The 20365-nt window shown below is 67.2% G+C and carries 13 protein-coding genes; 9 read left to right on the top strand and 4 right to left on the bottom strand.

Features of this window, described 5'->3' with window-relative positions:
* Window positions 1-228 precede the first annotated feature (228 nt).
* Complete coding sequence (locus BJY22_RS07550; protein ID WP_202891026.1) at window positions 229-3078, bottom strand: M36 family metallopeptidase; 2850 nt, start codon at window positions 3076-3078, stop codon at window positions 229-231.
* 733 nt (window positions 3079-3811) lie between these two features.
* Here BJY22_RS07550 and BJY22_RS07545 point away from each other — a divergent pair.
* The 5 genes from BJY22_RS07545 to BJY22_RS07525 all read left to right on the top strand — a co-directional run bounded on the left by BJY22_RS07545 (window position 3812) and on the right by BJY22_RS07525 (window position 10004).
* A complete protein-coding gene (locus BJY22_RS07545; RefSeq protein WP_167204731.1) occupies window positions 3812-5110 on the top strand; it encodes an ABC transporter substrate-binding protein in 1299 nt (432 codons plus the stop codon).
* Window positions 5111-5172: 62 nt separating this feature from the next.
* Entirely contained in the window at window positions 5173-5973 is an 801-nt protein-coding gene (locus BJY22_RS07540; protein ID WP_337758347.1) for a carbohydrate ABC transporter permease, read from the top strand.
* Window positions 5970-6782, top strand: a complete 813-nt coding sequence (locus BJY22_RS07535) for a carbohydrate ABC transporter permease (protein WP_167204729.1) — start codon at window positions 5970-5972, stop codon at window positions 6780-6782. Before BJY22_RS07540 ends, BJY22_RS07535 begins: the two co-directional genes overlap by 4 nt.
* Window positions 6779-7411, top strand: coding sequence for a hypothetical protein (locus tag BJY22_RS07530; protein ID WP_167204727.1), 633 nt, complete (start codon window positions 6779-6781; stop codon window positions 7409-7411). Before BJY22_RS07535 ends, BJY22_RS07530 begins: the two co-directional genes overlap by 4 nt.
* On the top strand, window positions 7395-10004 hold the full coding sequence (locus tag BJY22_RS07525) for a GH116 family glycosyl-hydrolase (RefSeq protein ID WP_167204725.1): 2610 nt from the start codon (window positions 7395-7397) through the stop codon (window positions 10002-10004). Before BJY22_RS07530 ends, BJY22_RS07525 begins: the two co-directional genes overlap by 17 nt.
* Here BJY22_RS07525 and BJY22_RS07520 read toward each other — a convergent pair.
* Window positions 9983-12721 (bottom strand): AfsR/SARP family transcriptional regulator, encoded by a 2739-nt coding sequence (locus BJY22_RS07520; protein WP_167204723.1) that lies wholly within the window; start codon window positions 12719-12721, stop codon window positions 9983-9985. The genes BJY22_RS07525 and BJY22_RS07520 overlap by 22 nt on opposite strands.
* Before the next feature lie 105 nt (window positions 12722-12826).
* On the opposite strand from BJY22_RS07520, the gene BJY22_RS07515 reads away from it, so the two are divergent.
* The 4 genes from BJY22_RS07515 to BJY22_RS07500 are packed head-to-tail and all read left to right on the top strand — an operon-like array spanning window position 12827 to window position 18335.
* Window positions 12827-13282: a hypothetical protein gene (locus BJY22_RS07515; RefSeq protein ID WP_167204721.1), complete on the top strand. Its 456-nt coding sequence runs from the start codon at window positions 12827-12829 to the stop codon at window positions 13280-13282.
* 44 nt (window positions 13283-13326) lie between these two features.
* Window positions 13327-13815, top strand: coding sequence for a hypothetical protein (locus tag BJY22_RS07510; RefSeq protein ID WP_167204719.1), 489 nt, complete (start codon window positions 13327-13329; stop codon window positions 13813-13815).
* Between the two features lie 30 nt (window positions 13816-13845).
* A complete protein-coding gene (locus BJY22_RS07505; RefSeq protein WP_167204717.1) occupies window positions 13846-17103 on the top strand; it encodes an AAA family ATPase in 3258 nt (1085 codons plus the stop codon).
* Window positions 17103-18335, top strand: coding sequence for an McrC family protein (locus BJY22_RS07500; RefSeq protein WP_167204715.1), 1233 nt, complete (start codon window positions 17103-17105; stop codon window positions 18333-18335). Before BJY22_RS07505 ends, BJY22_RS07500 begins: the two co-directional genes overlap by 1 nt.
* Window positions 18336-18423: 88 nt before the next feature.
* Here the strand turns inward: BJY22_RS07500 and BJY22_RS07495 are convergent, their stop codons facing one another.
* Together BJY22_RS07495 and adh are read right to left on the bottom strand one after the other, a co-directional pair.
* On the bottom strand, window positions 18424-18789 hold the full coding sequence (locus tag BJY22_RS07495) for a DUF779 domain-containing protein (RefSeq protein ID WP_475418528.1): 366 nt from the start codon (window positions 18787-18789) through the stop codon (window positions 18424-18426).
* A gap of 11 nt (window positions 18790-18800) precedes the next feature.
* Entirely contained in the window at window positions 18801-20324 is a 1524-nt protein-coding gene (gene adh / locus BJY22_RS07490) for an aldehyde dehydrogenase (RefSeq protein ID WP_167204711.1), read from the bottom strand.
* Window positions 20325-20365 lie beyond the last annotated feature (41 nt).

Here is a 20365-nt window from a genome sequence, read left to right as displayed (position 1 = left end):
GGGGCGGGTTGGGGCACGGGGCGGGTTGGGGCGCGGCGCGGGCGCGGCGCGGCGCGGGGCGGGGCGCGGGGCGGGGCGCGGGGCGGGCGCGGGGCGGGTTGGGCGCGGAGCGGGTGCGACGCGGGGGCAGGTGCGACGCCGGGTGGGTGGGGCGGGGGCGGGTGGGGGCGGAACGCCGGAAGGCCGGTCGAGTGGGTGCTCGGCCGGCCTTCCGGGGGTGTACTGCGGTTACTTGGTGCCGAAGACCTGGAGTTCGGTCATGTCGGTGAACTGGCAGCCGCCGTAGGCGCCGGCGGGGCAGTTCGTGGCGAAGTCCGGGACCTGGGGGCTGAGCATCCAGAAGCGGACGTACTGGACGCCGGCCGCGTTGCCGCTCGGGGTGAGCAGGTTGTACTTGCCCCGGTTGGCGGAGGTGAACTCGCCCTCCTGCGCGGTCGCCCAGGTGGTGCCGTCGGCGGACGTCTCGATCCGGTACTTGCCGGTCGAGGCGCTGCCGGGGTCACCGCAGGTGTTGGACGGGTCGACGTTGAAGCTGCTGACGTTGATCTTCTCCGGCAGCTTGATGTCGATGTGCTTGGCGATCATCTGGTTGGTCGGCGTGCCGTTGTCGTCGCCGGTGGTGCTGCCCCAGCCGGTGCCCTGGACGTTGTCGATCGCACCGCCCGGGCCGCAGTTGTAGTCGCTGAAGTCCGGACCGTTGAAGTCGGTCACGGCACCGCCGCCGGACGCGGCCGCCCAGTTGCGCCGCGGGACGAAGTTCGCCGCGGCACCCGGGGTGACCTTCACCGACTGCACGATCAGCTCGTACCCCGGAGCGGACACGACGACCTTCGGGTAGGTGCCGGGGGCAACGCCGGTGATGTTGTAGTTGCCGGAGGCGTCCGTCGTACCGGCGTAGTCACCGGCGTAACCGGAGGAGTGTCCGCCGACGTAGACCAGCGCGCCGGCCACCGGAGCGCCGGTGTCCTTGTCCTTCACCGAGCCGCTGAGCGTGGTGGTCGGACCTGTCGGCGGCTTGTGGAAGTCCTCCGCCGGGAACGCGTCGCCGCCGTCGACGACACCGGCGTACCAGCCCATGCCGCGGTTGGCGAACACGGTCCAGATGACGTCGGCGTTCTTGCCGCCGGTCGCGACCAGGTCGGCCTGGACGATGGCGTTGCGCATGTCGAGCATCGTCGGGTCAGCCGGCGACAGCTCCATCGCGCGGGTGATGATGCTCATCGCGTAGGCACGACCGAAGCGCTCACGCAGGTCCCACAGGGTCTGCGCCCAGAGCTCACCGGACGCGTGCACCTGGGGAGCACCACCGATGGTCGGGAAGTCGCCGTAGGTGTAGCCACCCTGCGAGCCGTCGGCCGCGACGCAGGTCGGCGCCTTGGCCTTGACGCGGCAGTCGATGGCCTGGGTCCGGAACAGCTCGCCGTGGCTGACGTACTTGCCTTCCTGGACCTCACCCGGCGCCACGGTGTCCTTCTCCAGACCGTTCGCGACCAGGTAGTCCATCGCGTAGAAGTCGCTCCACGCCTCGCCCATCGCGCCGGCCTGGATGCTGTTCAGCGTCGAGTTGCCGGTCGCATCCACGACCAGGCGGTTGGACAGGCCGTGACCGTACTCGTGGTACAGGATGCTGGCGTCGTTGCCCGAGCTGCTCGGCACGTAGCCGTCCTGCTCGTCGGTCGCGCCGGGCGCGTGGAACAGGTACATCTGCATGGTCGGCGGGGTGCCGTCCGGCGGGGTCGCCATGTTCGCGTTGTTCACATGGTTGGCGTCCGGGCCGCCGTTCGCGCCGGTGGCCGCGCCGTCCAGGGCGTTCAGCAGCACCGGGTCGCCGCCGGCCGTGTCGAACGAGCCGGCCGCCGGGGTGAAGCTGATCGGCGGCTTCGCCAGCCAGTCGTGGAAGTTGCTGGCCAGGTAGAACGCGTTGGTGACGTCCTGGTTCATGTTCGTCTTCCAGGAGTCCGGCTTCGCCGGGTCCCAGGTGCAGATGAACGAGGCCGAGCAGTACGACGACGCGTTCGGGAACGACACCAGCTTGTACTCCGCGCCGGTCTTGGTGCCAGGCACCTTGACCGTCTCGCCGGCGTTCGGCTGGTTGTCGTCGTTGACGTCCGCCCAGGCCGCGACCGACGTACCGTCGAGGAGGGTTTTCGCGTTCTTGGGCAGCCAGTTGTTGTAGATCAGGTTCTCGACCCGCTGGGTGCCGCCCTTGGCAGCGCCCGGGTAGTTGTCCTGGACCAGCGCGTCGCCGTTGCCCTCGCTGACCAGGTCCTTGCGGTACAGCGTCGAGCCGGTCTGCGCGTCGACGACGTGGCTGTAGATCTTGGTGCCGCCGGAGTTGGTGTAGGTCAGCCAGCCCTTGCGGAGCCCGTCGGCGGTGTGGAACCACACCTGCTTGGCGGTGTCGCCGTTGCCCCACTTGGTGCTGCCACCGCTGGTGGTGGCGTTCGCGGACTTCGCCGTACCGCCGACGTCCTTGATCGCGGCGCTGCGGGCACCCGCGGCGGAGACCTTCGGCGTCGCGGCGGCGGACCGGCTCTGCGCCGCGGTGCTCAGGCCAGCGACCGGCGACCCCATCACGGAGATGAGCTGGCCGTTCTTGGTGACGTTGGCCTTCAGGCCGTTGCCGAACACCTCGACGCCGTCGACGACCTGCGTCCAGAAGATGTGGTGGGTGCCGAGGTCGTCGACGTAGTCCTTGCGCAGCTTCAGCGTGCCGAGGTCGGCGTCGGAGAGCTTGAAGATCTCCGGGTGGGCCTTCACGTAGCCGAGGGCCACGTCGGCGGCCTTCTTGGCGCTCTTACCGGTCAGGAAGCCGTTCAGCTTGGTGACCTGGGCCGGGGTGCCGGTGTTCGGGTCGACCTCGACGACGCCCTGGGTGCCGAGCGAGTCGCGGAACTTCTTCGCCGCGGCCGTTTCCTTGCCGGCGACCTTCGCGGCGCGGGCGTAGGTGGTCCGGGCATTCGGCGTCCGGGCGTCGTAGTTGCCCATCCGCTCCTTGCCGGCCGTCTGCTCGGCCTGCGCCGGCTTCTTGCCTTCGGCACCGGAATTCTGCGCGGCGTCCGCGCCACCGGCGGTCATGGCCAGCACGGTGGCGGCCGCGGAGACGGCAGAGACTGCCAGGAGCCCCCGCCCTCTGCGTGATGTCGTCACAGCAAATCTCCATGGAGTTCGTGTTGCGGGTCGCCCTCCACGACCCGTCCCGGGGGCTGACCTTAAGCCTGCCGAAGGGTCCGGGGAAGGGAAATCACCGGATTGTCGCGGAGTCGAGGGTTGTCCTTCGTGCTCGGAACAGTACTAGGAGCAACCACGCCGTTGCACGCAGCCACCACGCGGTCGCTCCCTGTGTCGCACCATTCGGTCGTCGGGCAAGTACGGACACCCCGAGCCCGCACCGTCCCAGACGGTCTCGTTCCAGCCGCGAGTGTTGCTGGCAGCAACCAACGACGTACCGCCGACCGTCGTCGTGTACGACGAGGACGCCGGACAGCTGCCGTACGTCGCGTCGGACGCGTCGCCGCCGCCGTAACTGTTGGAGATGGCAACGACTCCCGGCTGCATCGCCGCCGTCACGACCGCCGAACTGGTCGATGATTCGCAGGCGGCCATTGGCCGTCGTGCAGGCGGACAGACCGAACTGCGACCGGCAGACACCGAGGTCGGCGCTCACCCGGTTGGGCGTGTACGCGTCCCGCAGACCGCTTGGCGCCGTGAAGGTTTACCCGTGACTTTCCTGGCGCCCGACTCTTGACACCGTTTCGGCCTCCGGGACTATGCTTCCGAGAAATCGATTTCCCGCCAGAGAGGTCCGATCATGGATCAACCCCTGCTGAATCGGCGACGTTTCTTACAGGCCACCGGCGGTACGGCGCTCGCCGCCGCGCTGGCCGGCTGCGGCGGGGGTGGGAGCGGTGGCGGCGGGGCGTCGTCGAAGGAGCTGTCGTTCGTCTACATGGGGACGGCGGAGCAGCAGGCGACCTGGAACAAGCTGTTCGCGAAGTTCACCGAGCAGCACCCCGAGATCAAGCTCAAGGCCGAGGGCATCCCGCTGTCGAACTGGGGCGACTTCTTCAACAAGCTGTCCACCCGGATCGCCGGCGGCCAGGTGCCCGACGTCATCCAGATCGCCACCGAGGGCCAGCGGCTGTTCGCCTCCAAGGGCCTGCTCGAGCCGCTCGACGAGTACATCAAGAAGGACCAGTCGACGATCGACGAGTACCACGCCGACATGGACCCGAACCTGATCGAGTGGAACAAGAAGTACGCCTCCACCGACGGCAAGACGTACTACCTGCCGGGTGAGTTCAACACGATGTGCATGTGGTACTCGAAGGACCTGTTCGCGAAGGCCGGCGTACCGGAACCGACCGCGAAGTGGACCTGGGACGACTTCCGCAGCGCGTGCGAGCAGATCAAGGCGAAGACCGGGGCCTTCGGGTACGCCGCGGACTCGGCGTACTTCGCCGCGATCATGCCGTGGCTGCTCACCAACGGCACCAGCAGCTTCACGGAGGACTGGTCGAAGCCGACGTACGACGACGCGAAGGTGATCGAGGCGGCCGAGTTCAACCGCAAGCTCGTGGCCGACAAGCTGTCCCCGCCCCCCGGCGGCACCTTCGACGCGTTCACCGCGGCCGCGCAGGGCAAGCTGGCGATGTTCGGCGGCGGGCGCTGGCCGATCATCAGCATCCGGAACCTGAAGGCGACCCAGAAGATGGGCATCGTGCCCTGGCCGACGAAGGTCGAGCAGGGCTCGCCGGTCGGCTGGAACGGGTACCCGATCCTGAAGGCGTCGAAGAAGAAGGACGACGCCTGGACATTCATCAAGTTCCTGATCTCGAAGGAAGGGTCGTCCACGTTCGCCCAGCTCGGCGGCACCATCGTCCCGGCGCGGAAGTCGATCGCGAACAGCGAGTCGTTCCTCACCGACGCGCCGAAGGGGTCGGAGTTCCTGTACCAGGCGCTCAGCTACGCGACCCCGATCCCGTCGCCGGACAAGGGCGCCGCGATTCAGAAGGCGATCGAGGACGGCTGGAAGCAGGTCCTGACCGGCAACGCCGCGCCGGGCGACGCGCTCGGCAAGGCCCAGACCACGCTGGAGGGATTGGTCTGAAACCGCAACGGAGGGACTGGTTACCCGGCTACCTGTTCATCAGCCCGGCCGTCCTGCTCTTCGTGGTCTTCGTCGCTCTCCCCCTGGTCGCCGCGTTCGGCCTCAGCCTGTTCCACTGGGACCTGCTCGGTACGCCGGAGTTCGCCGGCCTGGACAACTTCAAGCAGCTGGTGTCCGACACCGCGACGATCCGCGCGGTCATCAACACGTTCGTCTTCGCGCTGGCGTCGGTGGTCACGCACATCGGGATCGGGATGCTGCTCGCGCTCGGCGTACACCGGACGATGACCCGCGGGACGAAGTACTTCGTGCGTACGGCGTTCTTCTTCCCGTTCCTGGTCTCCTGGGCCGCGGTCGCGCTGCTCTGGAAGTACGTCCTGGATCCCACTTTCGGGCTGGTGGCGCACTACCTCTCGACAACGACCAACTGGCTCGCGTCGCCGACGTGGGCGTTGCCGACGCTGATCGTCGTCGACTGGTGGCACACCATCGGGTACACGTTCATCATCCTGCTGGCCGGTCTGCAGACCGTACCGGCGCAGCTGCACGAGGCGGCCCGGGTCGACGGTGCGAACGGGTGGTGGCGGTTCTGGAGCGTGACGCTGCCGGTGATGTCGCCGACGATCTTCTTCGCGACCGTGATCACGTTCATCGGCGCGTTCCAGATCTTCGACCCGATGGTGATCATGACGCAGGGCGGTCCGGACGGCGCGACCCGCAGCATCGTGCAGTACACGTACGAGAAGGGGTTCCAGTCCTTCGAGGTCGGGTACGCCGCCACGCTGTCGCTCGTGCTGTTCCTGGTGATCATGCTCGTCACCGGACTGCAGTTCCGCCTGAGCAGGAGGTGGGTGCACCAATGAGAGGCAAGCTGCTCGACCTGGTGCTGGTGCTCGGCGGGCTGGTGATGATCGCGCCGTTGGTGTGGCTGGTCGTGAACGCGTTGTCGGAGCCGATCAACGCGTTCCAGCTGCCGCCGCAGTGGATCCCTCGACCGCCGACACTGCAGAACTTCCAGCAGGTGCCGGACCTGATCCCGTTCGCGCAGATGGCGTGGAACAGTCTGCAGATCGCGGTGATCACCACGGCGGGCGCACTGTTCACCAGTGCGTTGGCGGCGTACGCGTTCAACCGGCTGCGGTTCCCGGGGCGGGACCAGATCTTCTCGGTGCTGCTCGCCGCGCTCGTCGTACCGGTGCAGCTGACCGTCGTACCGATCTTCATCATGATGCGCTGGCTGCATCTCGTGGACACGACCGTGGCGATCTGGCTGCCGGCGCTGGTGAACGTGTTCGGGATCTTCTTCCTGCGGCAGTACATCTCCTCGATCCCGCGGGAGCTGGACGAGGCGGCGATCATGGACGGCGCCGGGCACTTCTGGATCCTGTTCCGGGTCATCCTGCCGCTGGCGCGGCCGGGGCTGACGGCGCTCGGCATCTTCGTCTTCGAGGCGTCCTGGAACAACTTCTTCTGGCCGTACATCTTCCTGTCGTCGCCGGAGAAGATGACGCTGCCGGTCGGGCTGGTGTCGTTGCAGGGCGCCGTCGGCGGCGGTCCAGCCGTCGTACTGTTCGCAGCGATCACGCTGGTGGTGCTGCCGATCCTGGTCCTGTTCCTGATCTTCCAGCGCTCCTTCATCGCCTCCATCGCGTCAACAGGACTGCGCGCATGACCAGCCACCTGCCCGCTGCCTTCAGGGCTCTCTGGTATGAGCTCCCGCTGCTGGCCACAGCCGGCACACTGATCTGCACCGCCTACGCCCTCGTGGTCTTCCTCAGTCCAGGGCTGTCACCACTCAGCGTCCTCTTGGCAGCGTTCGTAGTCTCACCTGTCTGGGCAGCTGTCGTAGCAACCACGGACGCAGTTGTCCGAGACGAACGCGGTGGTGTCCCAGTACTGCTCACAAACCTGAGGAAGCACGCCCTTGCCGGGCTCGGGGTGGGACTGGTGCCGGGTGTCGTGGTCGCGGTCGCGCTGTTCAACTGGCAGCTGTACTCCGGTCCGCTCTATGCCGTCCCACTAGCAGTGAGCGGCTGCGCCAGCGTGCTCCTATTACTCGCCTCCTGCTACGCCTTCAGCCTGCGCGTCACCGCCGGACTACGCGGCAAGCAGCTGTGGATCACCGCACTCCACCTGGTTGCCCGTGCACCGCTGGTCCCGCTCGGCGTACTCGCACTCGCTTTTGTCGCCCTGCTCCTCGGCACGTCGATTACCGCATCACTACTACTGCTCGCCCCCGGCCCGGTGGCCTTGTTCGCCTCTGCTGGCACATGGACGGAGAAACATGCACTACACCGGTGACAACCTTCGACACTTCGCACTACCGCTGGGAGGCCTGGGCACCGGCACCGTCGCTCTGGCCGGCAACGGCGCGCTCCGCCAGTGGCAGCTCCACAACGTCGGCAATCACGAGGCCCACGTACCAGACAGCTTCTTCGCGCTCCGCCTCTCCCGCATCGAGCCGCCGCTCGACGAGGTCCGCCTGCTGCAAGGCCCGCCACAGGAGCCCAGCAACACTCCCCTCGTCACCGACGACGTGGTGCCTGCCGGTGAGCAGCGACTGCACGGGGTCATCCCGTCGATCGGTCCGACCAAGGTGACCGCTACGTATCCCAGGGCACGCGTGGAGTACGAAACGGATCTGCCGATTCAGGTCAGCCTGGACGTGTTCAACCCGCTCGTGCCGTCCGACGCAGCCGCCAGCTCGCAGCCGGTCGTCGCCCTCACGTTCACCCTTCACAACCCGGGAGACATCGCCGTCCACGGCAAGCTGGCCGGCGCACTGCAGAACACGGTCGGCTGGGACGGCGTCACCCCCATCGACGGCACCAACAACAGCCTGTACGGCGGCAACACAAACCGCATCCGCACCCTCCACCCCACCGCCCCCGCCCCCACCGCGCAAACCGCTCCCTCTTCCACCGTCCCCGCCGCGCACCCCGCTGCCACCACCGCCGAGTCCGCCGCCCCCACTGCCATCACGGCCGAGTCTGTCGGCGTCGGCAGCTGGACCTCGCTTGTCCTCGAGAACACCACCCTGCCCATCGACCACCCCGGTTCCGGGCAACTGGTGCTTGCCACCGACAGCGAGGCCTTCGCCCACCCGCAGTGGACCCGCCCCGACGAATTCATTGCCTTCCTCAACGGCCCGGCAACACCGGCCAGCGGGCCCAGCGCCCCCGGCAGCACCTGGAACGGCGGCCTCGCGGTCCCGTTCGACTTGCAACCGGGCGAGACGCGAAAGATCCGCTTCCTGATCACGTGGCACTTCCCGAACCGATATGTCGACTTCAACCAGTTCGGACCGCATCCGCAGTACGGCCACAGCCGTTTCTGGCTCGGGAACGCCTACACCCGTCGTACGCCGGACGCTGTCGCCGCAGCCGAGTCCTTCATCGCACAGTGGTCAGAGCTCGACACCCTGACCTCCGCGTGGAGCAAGGCGTTCGAGTCGAGCACTCTGCCCGGTGAGGCCGGCGCACGACTAGCAGCGCTAGCAGCCGACGTACGGAGTCCAACCGTCTTCCAGACCGCAGACGGCGACGTACTGGGATTCGAAGGAGTGCTAGGTGCGTCCACCGCGATGTGGAGCGGCCGGTCCGGCGGCTCGTGTCCCCTCAACTGCACGCATGTGTGGAACTACGAGCAGACCCTGTCGCGCCTCTTCCCGTCGCTGGAGCAGAACATGCGCGACACGGAGTACGACGTGATGCAGGCACCGGAGGGCTACATCCCGCACCGGGTACGCGCACCGCTCTACATGAAGCAGTTGTGGGACGTGGTGATCGGCGGCCCGGAAGAGCCCGCGCTGGACGGGATGCTGGGCAACGTACTCAAAACCTATAGAGAGGTACGACAGGGCGCCGGCCTGGAGTGGCTGCGCAGCCGCTGGCCGAACGTAGTACGCCTGCTCGACCACATCCACGGGAAGTGGCTGCAGGACGGCGTACTACGTGGCATCCAGCCCAGCACGCACGACATCGACCTGTGCGGCGTGAACTCGTTCATGGGCACGCTCTGGCTGGCCGCGCTCCGTGCCGCCGAGGAGATGGCACTGCTGCTGGGTGAGGACGGCAAGCAGTACCGGGCGCTCTTCGAGACCGGCAGCAAGGCGTACGACGACCTGCTGTTCACAGGCGAGTACTACCGGCAGATTCTGGACCCGGACGAGACCCGCGACTTCCAGTGGGGTGACGGCTGCCTTGCTGACCAGCTGATCGGGCAGTGGTGGGCGCACCAACTGGACCTCGGTTACCTCCTCCCGGAGGACCACGTGCGTACTGCGCTGCGCAACGTCGTACGGCACAACCTGCGGACCGGTTTCCACGACTTCGAGCACCCGTACCGCGTCTTCGCCGACGGCGACGACACCGGTCTGCTCATGTGCACCTGGCCGCACGGGGGTCGTCCCGCCATCCCCACGCGGTACTGCGACGAGGTGTGGACCGGCTCGGAGTACCAGGTCGCCGCCCACTGCCTGTACGAAGGCCTGACCGACGAGGCCATGTCCATCCTCCACGGCCTCTGGGCCCGGTACGACGGCACGCGCCGCAACCCGTTCAACCCGATCGAGTGCGGCGACCACTACATCCGCAACGCCGCCGGCTGGTCCGTCCTCGAAGCCCTCACCGGCTACCGCTACAACGCCATCACCAGAACCATCACCTTCGCCCCACTCGATCTGGCCCGCTCAGGCCCCGATTGGAGCACCCCCTTCATCACCAACACCGGCTGGGCCACTGCCACCTACACCTCAGGCACACTCTCCATCGCCTGCGAAGCCGGCCACCTCGACCTCCGAACGGTCCACATCGACGGCACGCCGTACTCGATCGACACCCAGGTAGTCCCTGGAGAGCCCTTGGTGATCAGCTACTCGGCCGGCGGCAAGTAGGGGTTGCGCGGCACCTCGGCGGCCAACAGCTCGACTGCTTCGGCAGCGGTCAAGCGATGCAGCTGAACGAGGAGATCAGTGGCCTCGGTCCATTGGCTGCGCGCCGCAGCGTGGTCGCCCAACGCGTGAAGGGATTCGCCGCAGCCCCAGAGTGCGGTGACAGTACCCTGGCGGCTGGCGGCCTCGCGGTGGACTTCAAGGGCACGCTCGAAGGCGGCCAGCGCTCGGCGATGGTCGCCCAGTCGCTGCCAGGTGGTCGCAAGGTTCTCCAGTGCGATGCCGAACCCGGTCAAGTTGCCGCCGGCAACGCCGACCTCGACGCGTCGTTCGAAGGCTGCGAGCGCTTCGTCGTACCTGCCTTGCTGGAATGCCAGTGCGCCGAGGTTGGTCAGCGCCCGGTTCTCGCCGTCGGCGTGGCCGAGATCGCGGTGGAGCTCGACGGCACGGATCAGTACGCCGCGGGCACGATCGAAGTCGGCGTGCATGATCAGGCCGGCGCCCAGACTGTTCAGGGCACTGGCAAGTCCCAGGCGGTCGTCGAGCTCCTCCCAGGCTGCAGCACCGCGGTCCAGGTACTCCACGCCGAGGGCGATCCGGTTCATCAACTGACAGGCGATTCCCAGATCGATCAGAGCCTGGGCGACCACGGCGGGCTCGTGAACCGATGCCTCAGTGGCCTGGCTGAGGAGCGTTGCGTTCAGCTGTTCGGCCGCCTCGATTCGCTCGCTCTGGACGAAGAGCTGGCTCGCGGCCGCGGCCAGCGCGGCGACCGCCGAGGCCTCCTCGGCACCGTTGGACAGAGCTTGGCTGACGACCGTCTCCAGGTTGCGGTGTTCGGCGTCGATCCAGCGGATGGCTTCGTCGGCGTCGTGGATCTCGAGCCCGGCGCACAGGAGGTCGGTGGTGCCGAATCTCCAGCGGTGATCGGCGTACGGGGAGATTACCCGGACACCGGATCGCGCGGTACCGATGTACCAGTGCAGGACGCGCCGGACCGCCTCGGCGCGGTCGGCGTCGGTCAACCGTTCGCCGGCCTGTTCCCGGGCGAACAGCCCGATCAGGTCGTGCACCGAGTACCGCTCGTTCTCCTCCTGGACCAACTGGGCCTCGGCGAGCCGGTCGAGACAGCGCCGTACGACGCCCTCGGGCCGACCGGCCATCGCGGCGGCGACCGGGACCGTGAAGTCAGGCAGCCCCACCCAGCCGATGAGTTCCAGCAAACGCGCGTCATCGTCCGGCAGCATGGCGTGCCCGACTGCGAAGCTGGCCCGGACGGCGAGATCCGCGTGCTCCAATTCATCCAGCCGGGCTCGGTTGTCCGACAAGCGCGCGGCAAGAGCCGACAGCCGCCAGCCAGGACGAGCCATCAGCCGGGCACCCGCGATCCGCACCGCCAGTGGCAGCCCGCCGCACAACTGCACGATCCTGATCGCATCGGCCCGCTGGTCCCGCACCCGCTCCGGACCTGCCATCCGAGTCAGCAGCTCAAGAGCATCCGGCTCCGCGAGTACGTCGAGATGCTCGGCCGACGCTCCGTCGACAGCGGCCAGCGCCGTACGGCTGGTCACCAGAACCGCAGGCCCCGGACTCCCCGGCAGCAACGGACGCACGTGGGCCGCGTCCTGAGCGTCATCCAGTACGACGAGGACCCGGCGTCCCGCAGTCAGTGAACGGAACGCAGCCGCGGCCTCCTCTGGCTCATGCGGTGCGTCCGGTCGGCCGAGCGCCCGCAGAAAGCGCGCAAGCACCTCGCCAGGCGTCAGCGGTTCCGCGCCGGGCGTCGCGGCACGCAGGTTCACGTAGAGCTGTGCGTCGGGGAACGCACCGGCCACCCGGTGAGCTGCATGTACGGCGAGTGCGGACTTGCCGAGTCCACCCGGGCCGTCGATCGCGACGATCGGAACCGAGCCGTCCACAGGCCGCTCGGTCAGCAGCGCGGTGATCCTGGCCAGCTGTTCTTCCCGGCCCGTGAACCAGCGAGCGGCGGCAGGTAGCTGTGCGGGGACGACCGGCGTGAGCTCCAGCGACGGGTCCCCGGACAGAATCGCCTGTTCCAGCCGTCGCAGCTCGGGTCCCGGCTCGAGACCGAGCTCCTCGACCAGCGCGGCCCGGCCGGTCCTATAGACCTCCGCGGCCTCGGCCGTTCGACCGCAGCGATAGAGCGCGAGCATGAGCTGACCGCGCAATCGTTCCCGCAGCGGGTGCTGTCCGACCAGCTGTTGCAGCTCGGCGACCAGAGCGGCGTGCTGCCCGAGTTCGAGATCGGACTCGACCCGCTCCTCGTACGACAGCAGCCGGAGCTCGGCCAGCCGTGACGCCTCGTCCCGGAGTACGTCGACGTCGGCGAACCCGGCGTACGCGTCTCCGTACCAGAGGTCGAGTGCCTCGCGATGACGCCCGCCGGCCGCGTGTTCCTCGAACAGTACGGCGTCGATCTCGCCGGGCTCCGCGATCAGCCGGTAGCCGTCCGGGCCGTGCTGGATCCGGCCCTCACCGAGGGCCTGACGGAGTCGGTGCACGTACACCTGCAGGTTGGTACGCGCGGTCCGCGGCGGCTCGCCGTCCCAGAGCAGGTCGAGCAGCCGGTCGGCCGAGAGCGGCTGGCCCCGCCGGTACAGAAGCAACGCCAGAACCAGGCGTTGCTTGGCGGACGACAGCTCGATCGGCTCGCCGTGGTCGTCCCGGATCCGCAGTGCGCCGAGTACGTCGTACCGCATCCTGCCTCCCCCAGCTCCAGGATCCGCCGAGTCTAGCGAGCTGTAAGTCCACGTATAGCGCCGCGCGGCAGGCTGATCGCACCGAACAACACAAGGGGAGTGGACATGATCGGCAAAGCAACTCGGCTGGCGACCATCGCCGGCGCGCTCGCACTGACCGTCGGCGCCGCGGCAGCACCGACTCCGGCCGCGGCCGACACGGTGATCGGCGGCAACAAGACCATCCCGATCTACGACCACCAGATGCGAACCGGGACGCTGGAATTCAGTTACCAGATCAGCTCGTCGGGCCTCAAAGGCAAGTACTGTCTCTATGACGTCAAGGGCAACGGCGACGGCGTGTACTTCAGGGTCGTCGCAGTCTTCAGTGCACGGTCGTGGCCGCTCTACCTGCCGAACGACTCCGAGCGCGGCTTCAAGCAGCGCAACACCCTCGGCAAGGGCTCGCGGGTCTGCGGCAACTACGACATGCAGTTCGGCCGGACCAAGTCGCTGGTCGTCATCGTCGCGAACACCGACAACGGCAAGCTCTACGGTTCGAGGACCACGCGGATCAAGTAGAAACCGTTCGCGGTCCCGGCCAAAATGCGCCTACCTTCGAAGGCATGTCCCTCGTCGATCGGGCACAGGCGTTGCAGGCGGAGGCCCAGGAGCTGTACCGGCGCCTGGGCCTCCGCACTGCCTTTCCGTGGGAGCCGGTGCTGATCGGCAGCGCCCTCTCCGGCCTCATGGTCGACCGCGACCTCGACGTCATGTTCGACGCACCGGACGCGAATACGGCGACCATCCTGCACGGCCTGATTGCTCTGGACCGAGCAGTGGAGATACGCAGTGTGGACTTCCGGGACGAGCGCGGAAACCGCCGGCCGACACCCGCACTCACCGACGAGCGGTACTACGCCGTACTGCACACCGACACCTGGAAAATCGACCTGACCTTCTGGCTCCACGTCGTCGAGCGACCGCACGTGGCAGACGCGTACCGGGTACGAGACGCGACAGCCGAACAGCGACTACAGATCCTGCGGTTGAAGGACAACATGCCAGACCGGGACAGTTCCGCCATCTACCGCACTGTGCTGGGATATGGATGAGAAAGCTGAGTCGCCGCTATGGTCGTCGGCATGAGCGACGTCGACGCGGGCGGATCTGATGCGAACGACGGGTTACGCCGCGGACTGCTGACACGCACCGTCTACGAAGTCCTTGCATCGGGTGGCGGTCCGATGAGTAGTTCGGAGGTCTTGTCACGAGTCGCCGAGCGCATTGACTTCACCGAGCGCGAAATGAGCACGAACGCGAGTGGCCAGGTCCGCTGGCGCACCGCTGCCAGCGTGGCGATATCCCGTTCCACCTTTGGCGGCTGGCTGACGCGGGATGAGAACCACGCGTATTCGCTGACCGACAGCGGAGCGGAGGCGCTCGCTGAGCTGTCGCCCGACGCTCTTTGGCTTGAGGTCACTCGTCGCTACCACGCGTCCAAACGCGACGGTGGGGCGCAAGGCGTCGGCTGGGAGCCGTTTCTCCGATGGGCGCGCGAGCTCGTCGCGGACGTCGACCTGGACGCAGAAGAGCGCGATTACAAACTGAAAGCGGCAGAGAAGTGGGCCGCGGCAGGCGCCGCGTGCGCGACCGGCAGCGCCGACTGGGCGGAGCGGCTCAGGCAGGCGGCCGCAGCAGGAAACTTCGTTGACCAGTTCGCCCAGACATGGCTGCGCAACCGCATCCAGGACCATCCCGATGAGGTCCGTGCAGCCTTCGGGCAACTGCACACGTCCGGCGCAGTCGATGCCATCGACGGCTTCGGTGAGGAGCTCGGCAACTGGGGCGCATACGTCAGCCCCGGCGATCGAACGGTCTTCGCGTCGTGCGTGCTGCTCGGGGTCGACCCGAATTCGTTCCCGCCGTACCGGCCGGCTCTTGGAACAGGCTGGGCAGCGCGGGTTGGCGAGACCCCCGGAACCTCACCGGGCGAGCGCTACACGGCGCTGCTGTCGCTGTGCGACGGCTTGCTCGAGAGGTGGGGCGACGAGCCTCCTCGGCCCCGGGATCGACTGGATGCCCAAGGCCTCGGTTGGGTGGCCCTGAAGTGGGCGCCACCGGACACCTGGCCGCCGATGAAACGTGCCGAGCTGCAACACTGGCGCGAGGGTAGCGCTGGCGAAGTCCGCGTCGATCGCGGTGCCGGCGTCAGCCCCATCATGGAGAGTGCGGCCTGGGATGTGTTGTCCGCCGGTCTTCGGGGCGAGACCTCGGCGCTCGTCAGCGGAGTCCGGAGCTGGTCCGTCGAGACCGCGCAGAATCTGGCCGACCGCCTGACGACGGGCGAGAGCGGTCTGCGCTTCTTCGAACGGCTGGTCCAGCAACTCGCAGGTGCAGAGGACGAGGTGCTGTGCCTCGCTGCCGAGTTTCTGTACATCCGGGACGCGCCGCTGCACGATATGAAGGCCTCGACCAAGATCGACCGTATCGGTGCCATCCTCGCGTCGATGTCAGGCGCACCCGGATTGCCCGAGTCACAGGTGGCCGCACTGGACGACGGCCACGCATTCGCCGGCGGGCAGGGTTATCACATCAAGGCGCCCGAGCACCTGCAGTGGCTCTGCCGGTTCGTGCTCCACTGGCTCGAGCAACCCCCGGAGGTCATCGACGAGGCCCTGCGGGATCCCTTCGCCTTCCGCGAGGTGACGACCGGCGTACCGGAAGACTCACCATCCATCCGGTACGCCGTCGAGTACCTCGCATGGCCCGGCCTGTTCCCGTCGATCGTCAGCGCGGACCACCGCAGGCGGATCCGTAACGGCCTGATCGCCGATCTCGGGAAGCCAAGCGGCGACCACGACGACGAGGTAACCCGCGATCTCGTAGCCCTCCGAACGCTGCACGAACGGAAGAACAAGAACTTCTACTCCTGGTACGACCCGCCCTACGTCAACCGATGGCGGCCCGGTTCGTACGCCGGACCGCGGGCCTGGCTCATCCGCACAGACGCACCGAACGACGTCAACAGGTGGCTCGAGAAGAGTTGCATCGACCTCCGGGACGAAGCCGGGCTCGCGCTGACGCCTGACATGACCTCCGGAGCTGTCGCGCGCCTAGTGAGCGATGGCTATGCGCACCTGGCGCCTTCCCAGCGGGAAGAGCTCACCGTGGCCTTTCATACGTTCCTCGAAGGCGTGCGGCCGCAGGACCTGGTGGTCGCCCTGACGGACGAGCAACTCATGATCGGGACGGTCGACGATCCTTCGCCGAACGAGGAACCGTCGCCGTCGCCGCTGACCCGCCCAGTTCTCTGGTCTGCGTCGGGGAGACCGCTGGAGACGCTCCCGGCCAAACTCAGCGCCGCCCTGGAACAAGAAGGCCACGTCGTGGACCTCACCGGGGTAAGCGATCTCCTGACCGCGCTCCTGGACGACGAAACCGTCGCGCCAGCCGAGCCACGCGGAGCCCAAGCAGTCGAGCGGGTGATGCTTCCGGCTGTGTCCCAGGACCTGGCCGACGAGTTGTACATGCCGGTCGCGCCACTCCAGGAGTTGGTCGAACTACTCAACCGGCGTCGGCAGCTGGTTGTCTACGGACCGCCCGGCACCGGCAAGACGTACGTCGCCAAGAAGCTCGCTGAACGGCTGGCGGGGGCTCAGGATCCCAGCAGAGTCCGACTCGTGCAGTTTCATCCTTCCTACGCCTACGAGGACTTCTTCGAGGGGTTCCGACCTGTCGAGGGGAACGGCAACCAGCCTTTCGCCTTGCAGGACGGTCCGCTCAAGCTGATGGCGGCCGAGGCAGCCAAGGCCGAGAACCGGGACAAGGCCTACGTGCTCATCATCGACGAGCTCAACCGCGCGAACCTGCCCAAGGTCTTCGGCGAGCTCTATTTCCTACTGGAGTACCGCGAGGAGACCGTGCGGCTCCAATACCGGCCAGACAAACCGTTCAGCCTTCCCGACAACATGTTCATCATCGGCACGATGAATACCGCGGACCGCTCGATTGCCCTCGTCGACGCAGCGATCCGACGCCGGTTCCCGTTCTACGAGATGCACCCTCAACGGGAACCGGTGAGGGGAGTTCTTGCCGCGTTCGCGAAGCGGCAGCAATTGACCGACGACCGGGTCGAGCTTCTCGCGGAGCTCAATCTGGCGATGGGTCGACCCGGCCACGACCTGCACATCGGTCCGTCATACCTGATGAGGGACGGGCTGGATGCGCCTGGAGCGCTGGACCTGGTCTGGCGCTACGACATCCTGCCTCTGCTCCACGAGCACTTCTACGGCAGCAAGTCCCCAGAGGAGATCGACCAAGAGTTCGGGCTCGCGGAACTGCGGAGACGGATCGCGGAACGTGCCAAGGCGGACGGGGCCCCGGACGACGCGGACGCCTGATGAGTTTCAGGTACGAATCGCTCGACGAGCTCGATGCGGACGGCATCGAGGTCCAGCTAAGCCCCAACCAGGCGGTCCTGCTCGAGCGATCGGAGCTCGTCGACGTCCGGCGCGCGGACGCCGGGACCTACCGGCTGTTGCCGAACGGGCGAGTCGGAGCCGTGCGCTTCGGTGACCTGCAGATCGAGGTGACTCCCAAACAGAAGCTGGGCGTCGCGCATCTGATCTTCCTCCTCGGCTACGCCAAGAACCCGGGTTTCCGCCCGGAGACGGTAACGGCCGAGACGTACGGCGACCTGTGGCCGGCGATGGCCCAGTCGCTCATCGCGTCAGTCGAGCAGGCGTTGACGATGGGGCTGCTGCAGGGATACCGCACCGAGCAGGAGGCTCTGCAGACGGTTCGCGGACGCATCGCCTTCGAGGACCAGTTTCGTCGCCGGCCCGGGCATTTCCTGCCCATCGAGGTGCGGTATGACGAGTTCAGTCCCGACATCGCGGAGAACCAGATCCTGCTGGCCGCGATTCACCTGATGCTCGGCGTGCCCCGCCTGCAGCCGGAGACCCGACGACGACTGCTCCACCTCGCGGCGAGGTTCGCGGGCGTGACCCGGCTTTTGCCAGGTACACCGACCCCGGCCTGGCAGCCCTCGCGACTCAACGATCGCTATCAATCGGCCCTGGGCCTGGCGGAGGTCCTACTCCGCCACAGTTCTACGCGCGTGTCGCTGGAAGGCGTCGAGATGTCAGCCTTCGTCGTCGTCATGTGGGAGGTCTTCGAAGAATTCGTCACGGTGGCGTTGACGGAGGCCTTGGCCGGCTACCCCGGATGTCTGGAGAGTCAGCTGGTTGCCTATCTGACTGGTGACGGAGACTGGTCCACAGGACGGGCCGGGGGCAGCGGTGCTTCCCATGGTGACGTGATCATGCGGGTGGACGTAGTGCACAGGGACGAGGCGGGCAAACCTGACGTCGTCTTCGACGCCAAGTACAAACTCGCCTCGAGCACGGGGACGAACGCCAACGCCGACCACTACCAAATGCTCGCCTACTGCACGTCCCTTCAGGTTCCAGCGGCCTGGCTGATCTATGCCGGTGGTGGAAACGACATTCGGCGGAGAATCAAGAACACAGAGGTCGAGGTCGTCGCGGCGCCGATCAACCTGCGCCAATCGCCGCAAGAGATCCTGGCGCGCGTCCGCCAGATCGCCCTTGCCGCCTTACGCGGAACCTAGGTGAGTGCCGGCCGTCCGGCAACGCCACCGGACGGTCGGCACTCGCTGGTCACGTGGCCGCTGGGTGGTGGGGTGCGGCCACGTGAGATCAGAGGAGTCCGAGTTGTGCGGACTCGTGGTCAGTGAACAGCCGCGACCTGATCAGGAAGCGGACGCCCTCGGGGGCCTCCACGGAGAAGCCGCTGCCGCGGCCCTTCACCACGTCGACGGTGAGCTGGGTGTGCTTCCAGTACTCGTACTGGTTCGCGGACATCCAGAAGCCGATCGGCTTGTCCACGCCGTCGACGACCAGCTCTCCGAGATGCACGTCCGCCGACCCCGTCTTGAATTCCCCGTCCGGGTAGCACATCGGCGAACTGCCGTCGCAGCACCCACCGGACTGGTGGAACATCAGCGGGCCGTGCATCTCGGTGAGGCGACGGAGCAACGCCGCCGCCTCGTCCGTGAGCGACACCCTTTCGACCATTAGAAGAAGCCGAGCTTCGAGGGGCTGTAGCTGACCAGCAGGTTCTTGGTCTGCTGGTAGTGGTCGAGCATCATCTTGTGGTTCTCCCGGCCGATCCCGGAGTTCTTGTACCCGCCGAACGCGGCGTGAGCCGGGTAGGCGTGGTAGTTGTTCGTCCAGATCCGACCGGCCTGGATCTCGCGACCCGCCCGGTACGCCGTGTTGATGTCCCGCGACCACACGCCGGCCCCGAGGCCGTAGAGCGTGTCGTTGGCGATCTTCATCGCGTCGGCGTAGTCGTCGAACTTCGTCACCGAGACGACCGGACCGAAGATCTCCTCCTGGAAGATCCGCATCTTGTTGTCGCCCTCGAAGATCGTCGGCTGAATGTAGTACCCGCCCGCGAGGTCGCCGTCGAGCTCGGCCTTGGCGCCGCCGGTGACCACCCGGGCGCCCTCCTCCTTGCCGATCGCGATGTAGGCGAGGATCTTCTCGAACTGGTCGTTGCTGGCCTGCGCGCCCATCATCGTGTCGGTGTCGAGCGGGTTGCCGAGCTTGATCGCCTGTGTCCGGGCCGCCGCGTCGCCCAGGAACGAGTCGTAGATCGACGACTGGATGAGCGCCCGCGACGGGCAGGTGCAGACCTCGCCCTGGTTCAGCGCGAACATCGTGAAGCCCTCGAGCGCCTTGTCGTAGAAGTCGTCCCGGGACGACGCGACGTCGGCGAAGAACACGTTCGGGCTCTTGCCGCCGAGCTCCAGCGTGACCGGGATGATGTTCTCCGAGGCGTACTGCATGATCAGCCGGCCGGTCGTGGTCTCACCAGTGAACGCGACCTTGGCCACTCTGTTGCTGGAGGCAAGCGGTTTGCCGGCCTCGACGCCGAACCCGTTGACGACGTTGAGCACACCGGGGGGCAGCAGGTCGTGGATCAGTTCGAGAAGCACGTGGATGGAGGCCGGGGTCTGCTCGGCCGGCTTCAGTACGACGGCGTTGCCGGCCGCCAGCGCGGGCGCCAGCTTCCAGACCGCCATCAGGATCGGGAAGTTCCACGGGATGATCTGCCCGACCACGCCGAGCGGCTCGTGGAAGTGGTACGCGATGGTGTCGTCGTCGATCACCGATACCGAGCCCTCCTGGGCCCGGAGCGCGCCGGCGAAGTACCGGAAGTGGTCGATCGCCAGCGGCATGTCGGCGGCCAGCGTCTCGCGGACGGCCTTGCCGTTGTCCCAGGTCTCGGCGACCGCGAGCTTCTCGAGGTTGGCCTCGATCCGGTCGGCGATCTTGTTCAGGATGTTCGCCCGCTCGGCCGGCGACGTCCGTCCCCAGCCCGGCGCCGCACCGTGCGCGGCGTCCAGGGCGGCTTCGACGTCCTCCGCCGTACCGCGGGCGATCTCGGTGAAGGTCTCGCCCGTCACCGGCGTCGGGTTCTCGAAGTACCCGCCCTTGACCGGCGGGACCCATTCACCGCCGATGTAGTGCTCGTAGCGCGATTTGTACGCGACCGGGCTGCCATCCTGCCCGGGAGCTGCGAAGATCGTCATTGGTCCTCCAACGGATCCGACGTTGGACCGAACCTAGGCAC

This window comes from Kribbella shirazensis, from assembly GCF_011761605.1.
GTDB lineage: Bacteria > Actinomycetota > Actinomycetes > Propionibacteriales > Kribbellaceae > Kribbella > Kribbella shirazensis.
This window is presented reverse-complemented; position numbering and strand designations above follow the sequence as displayed.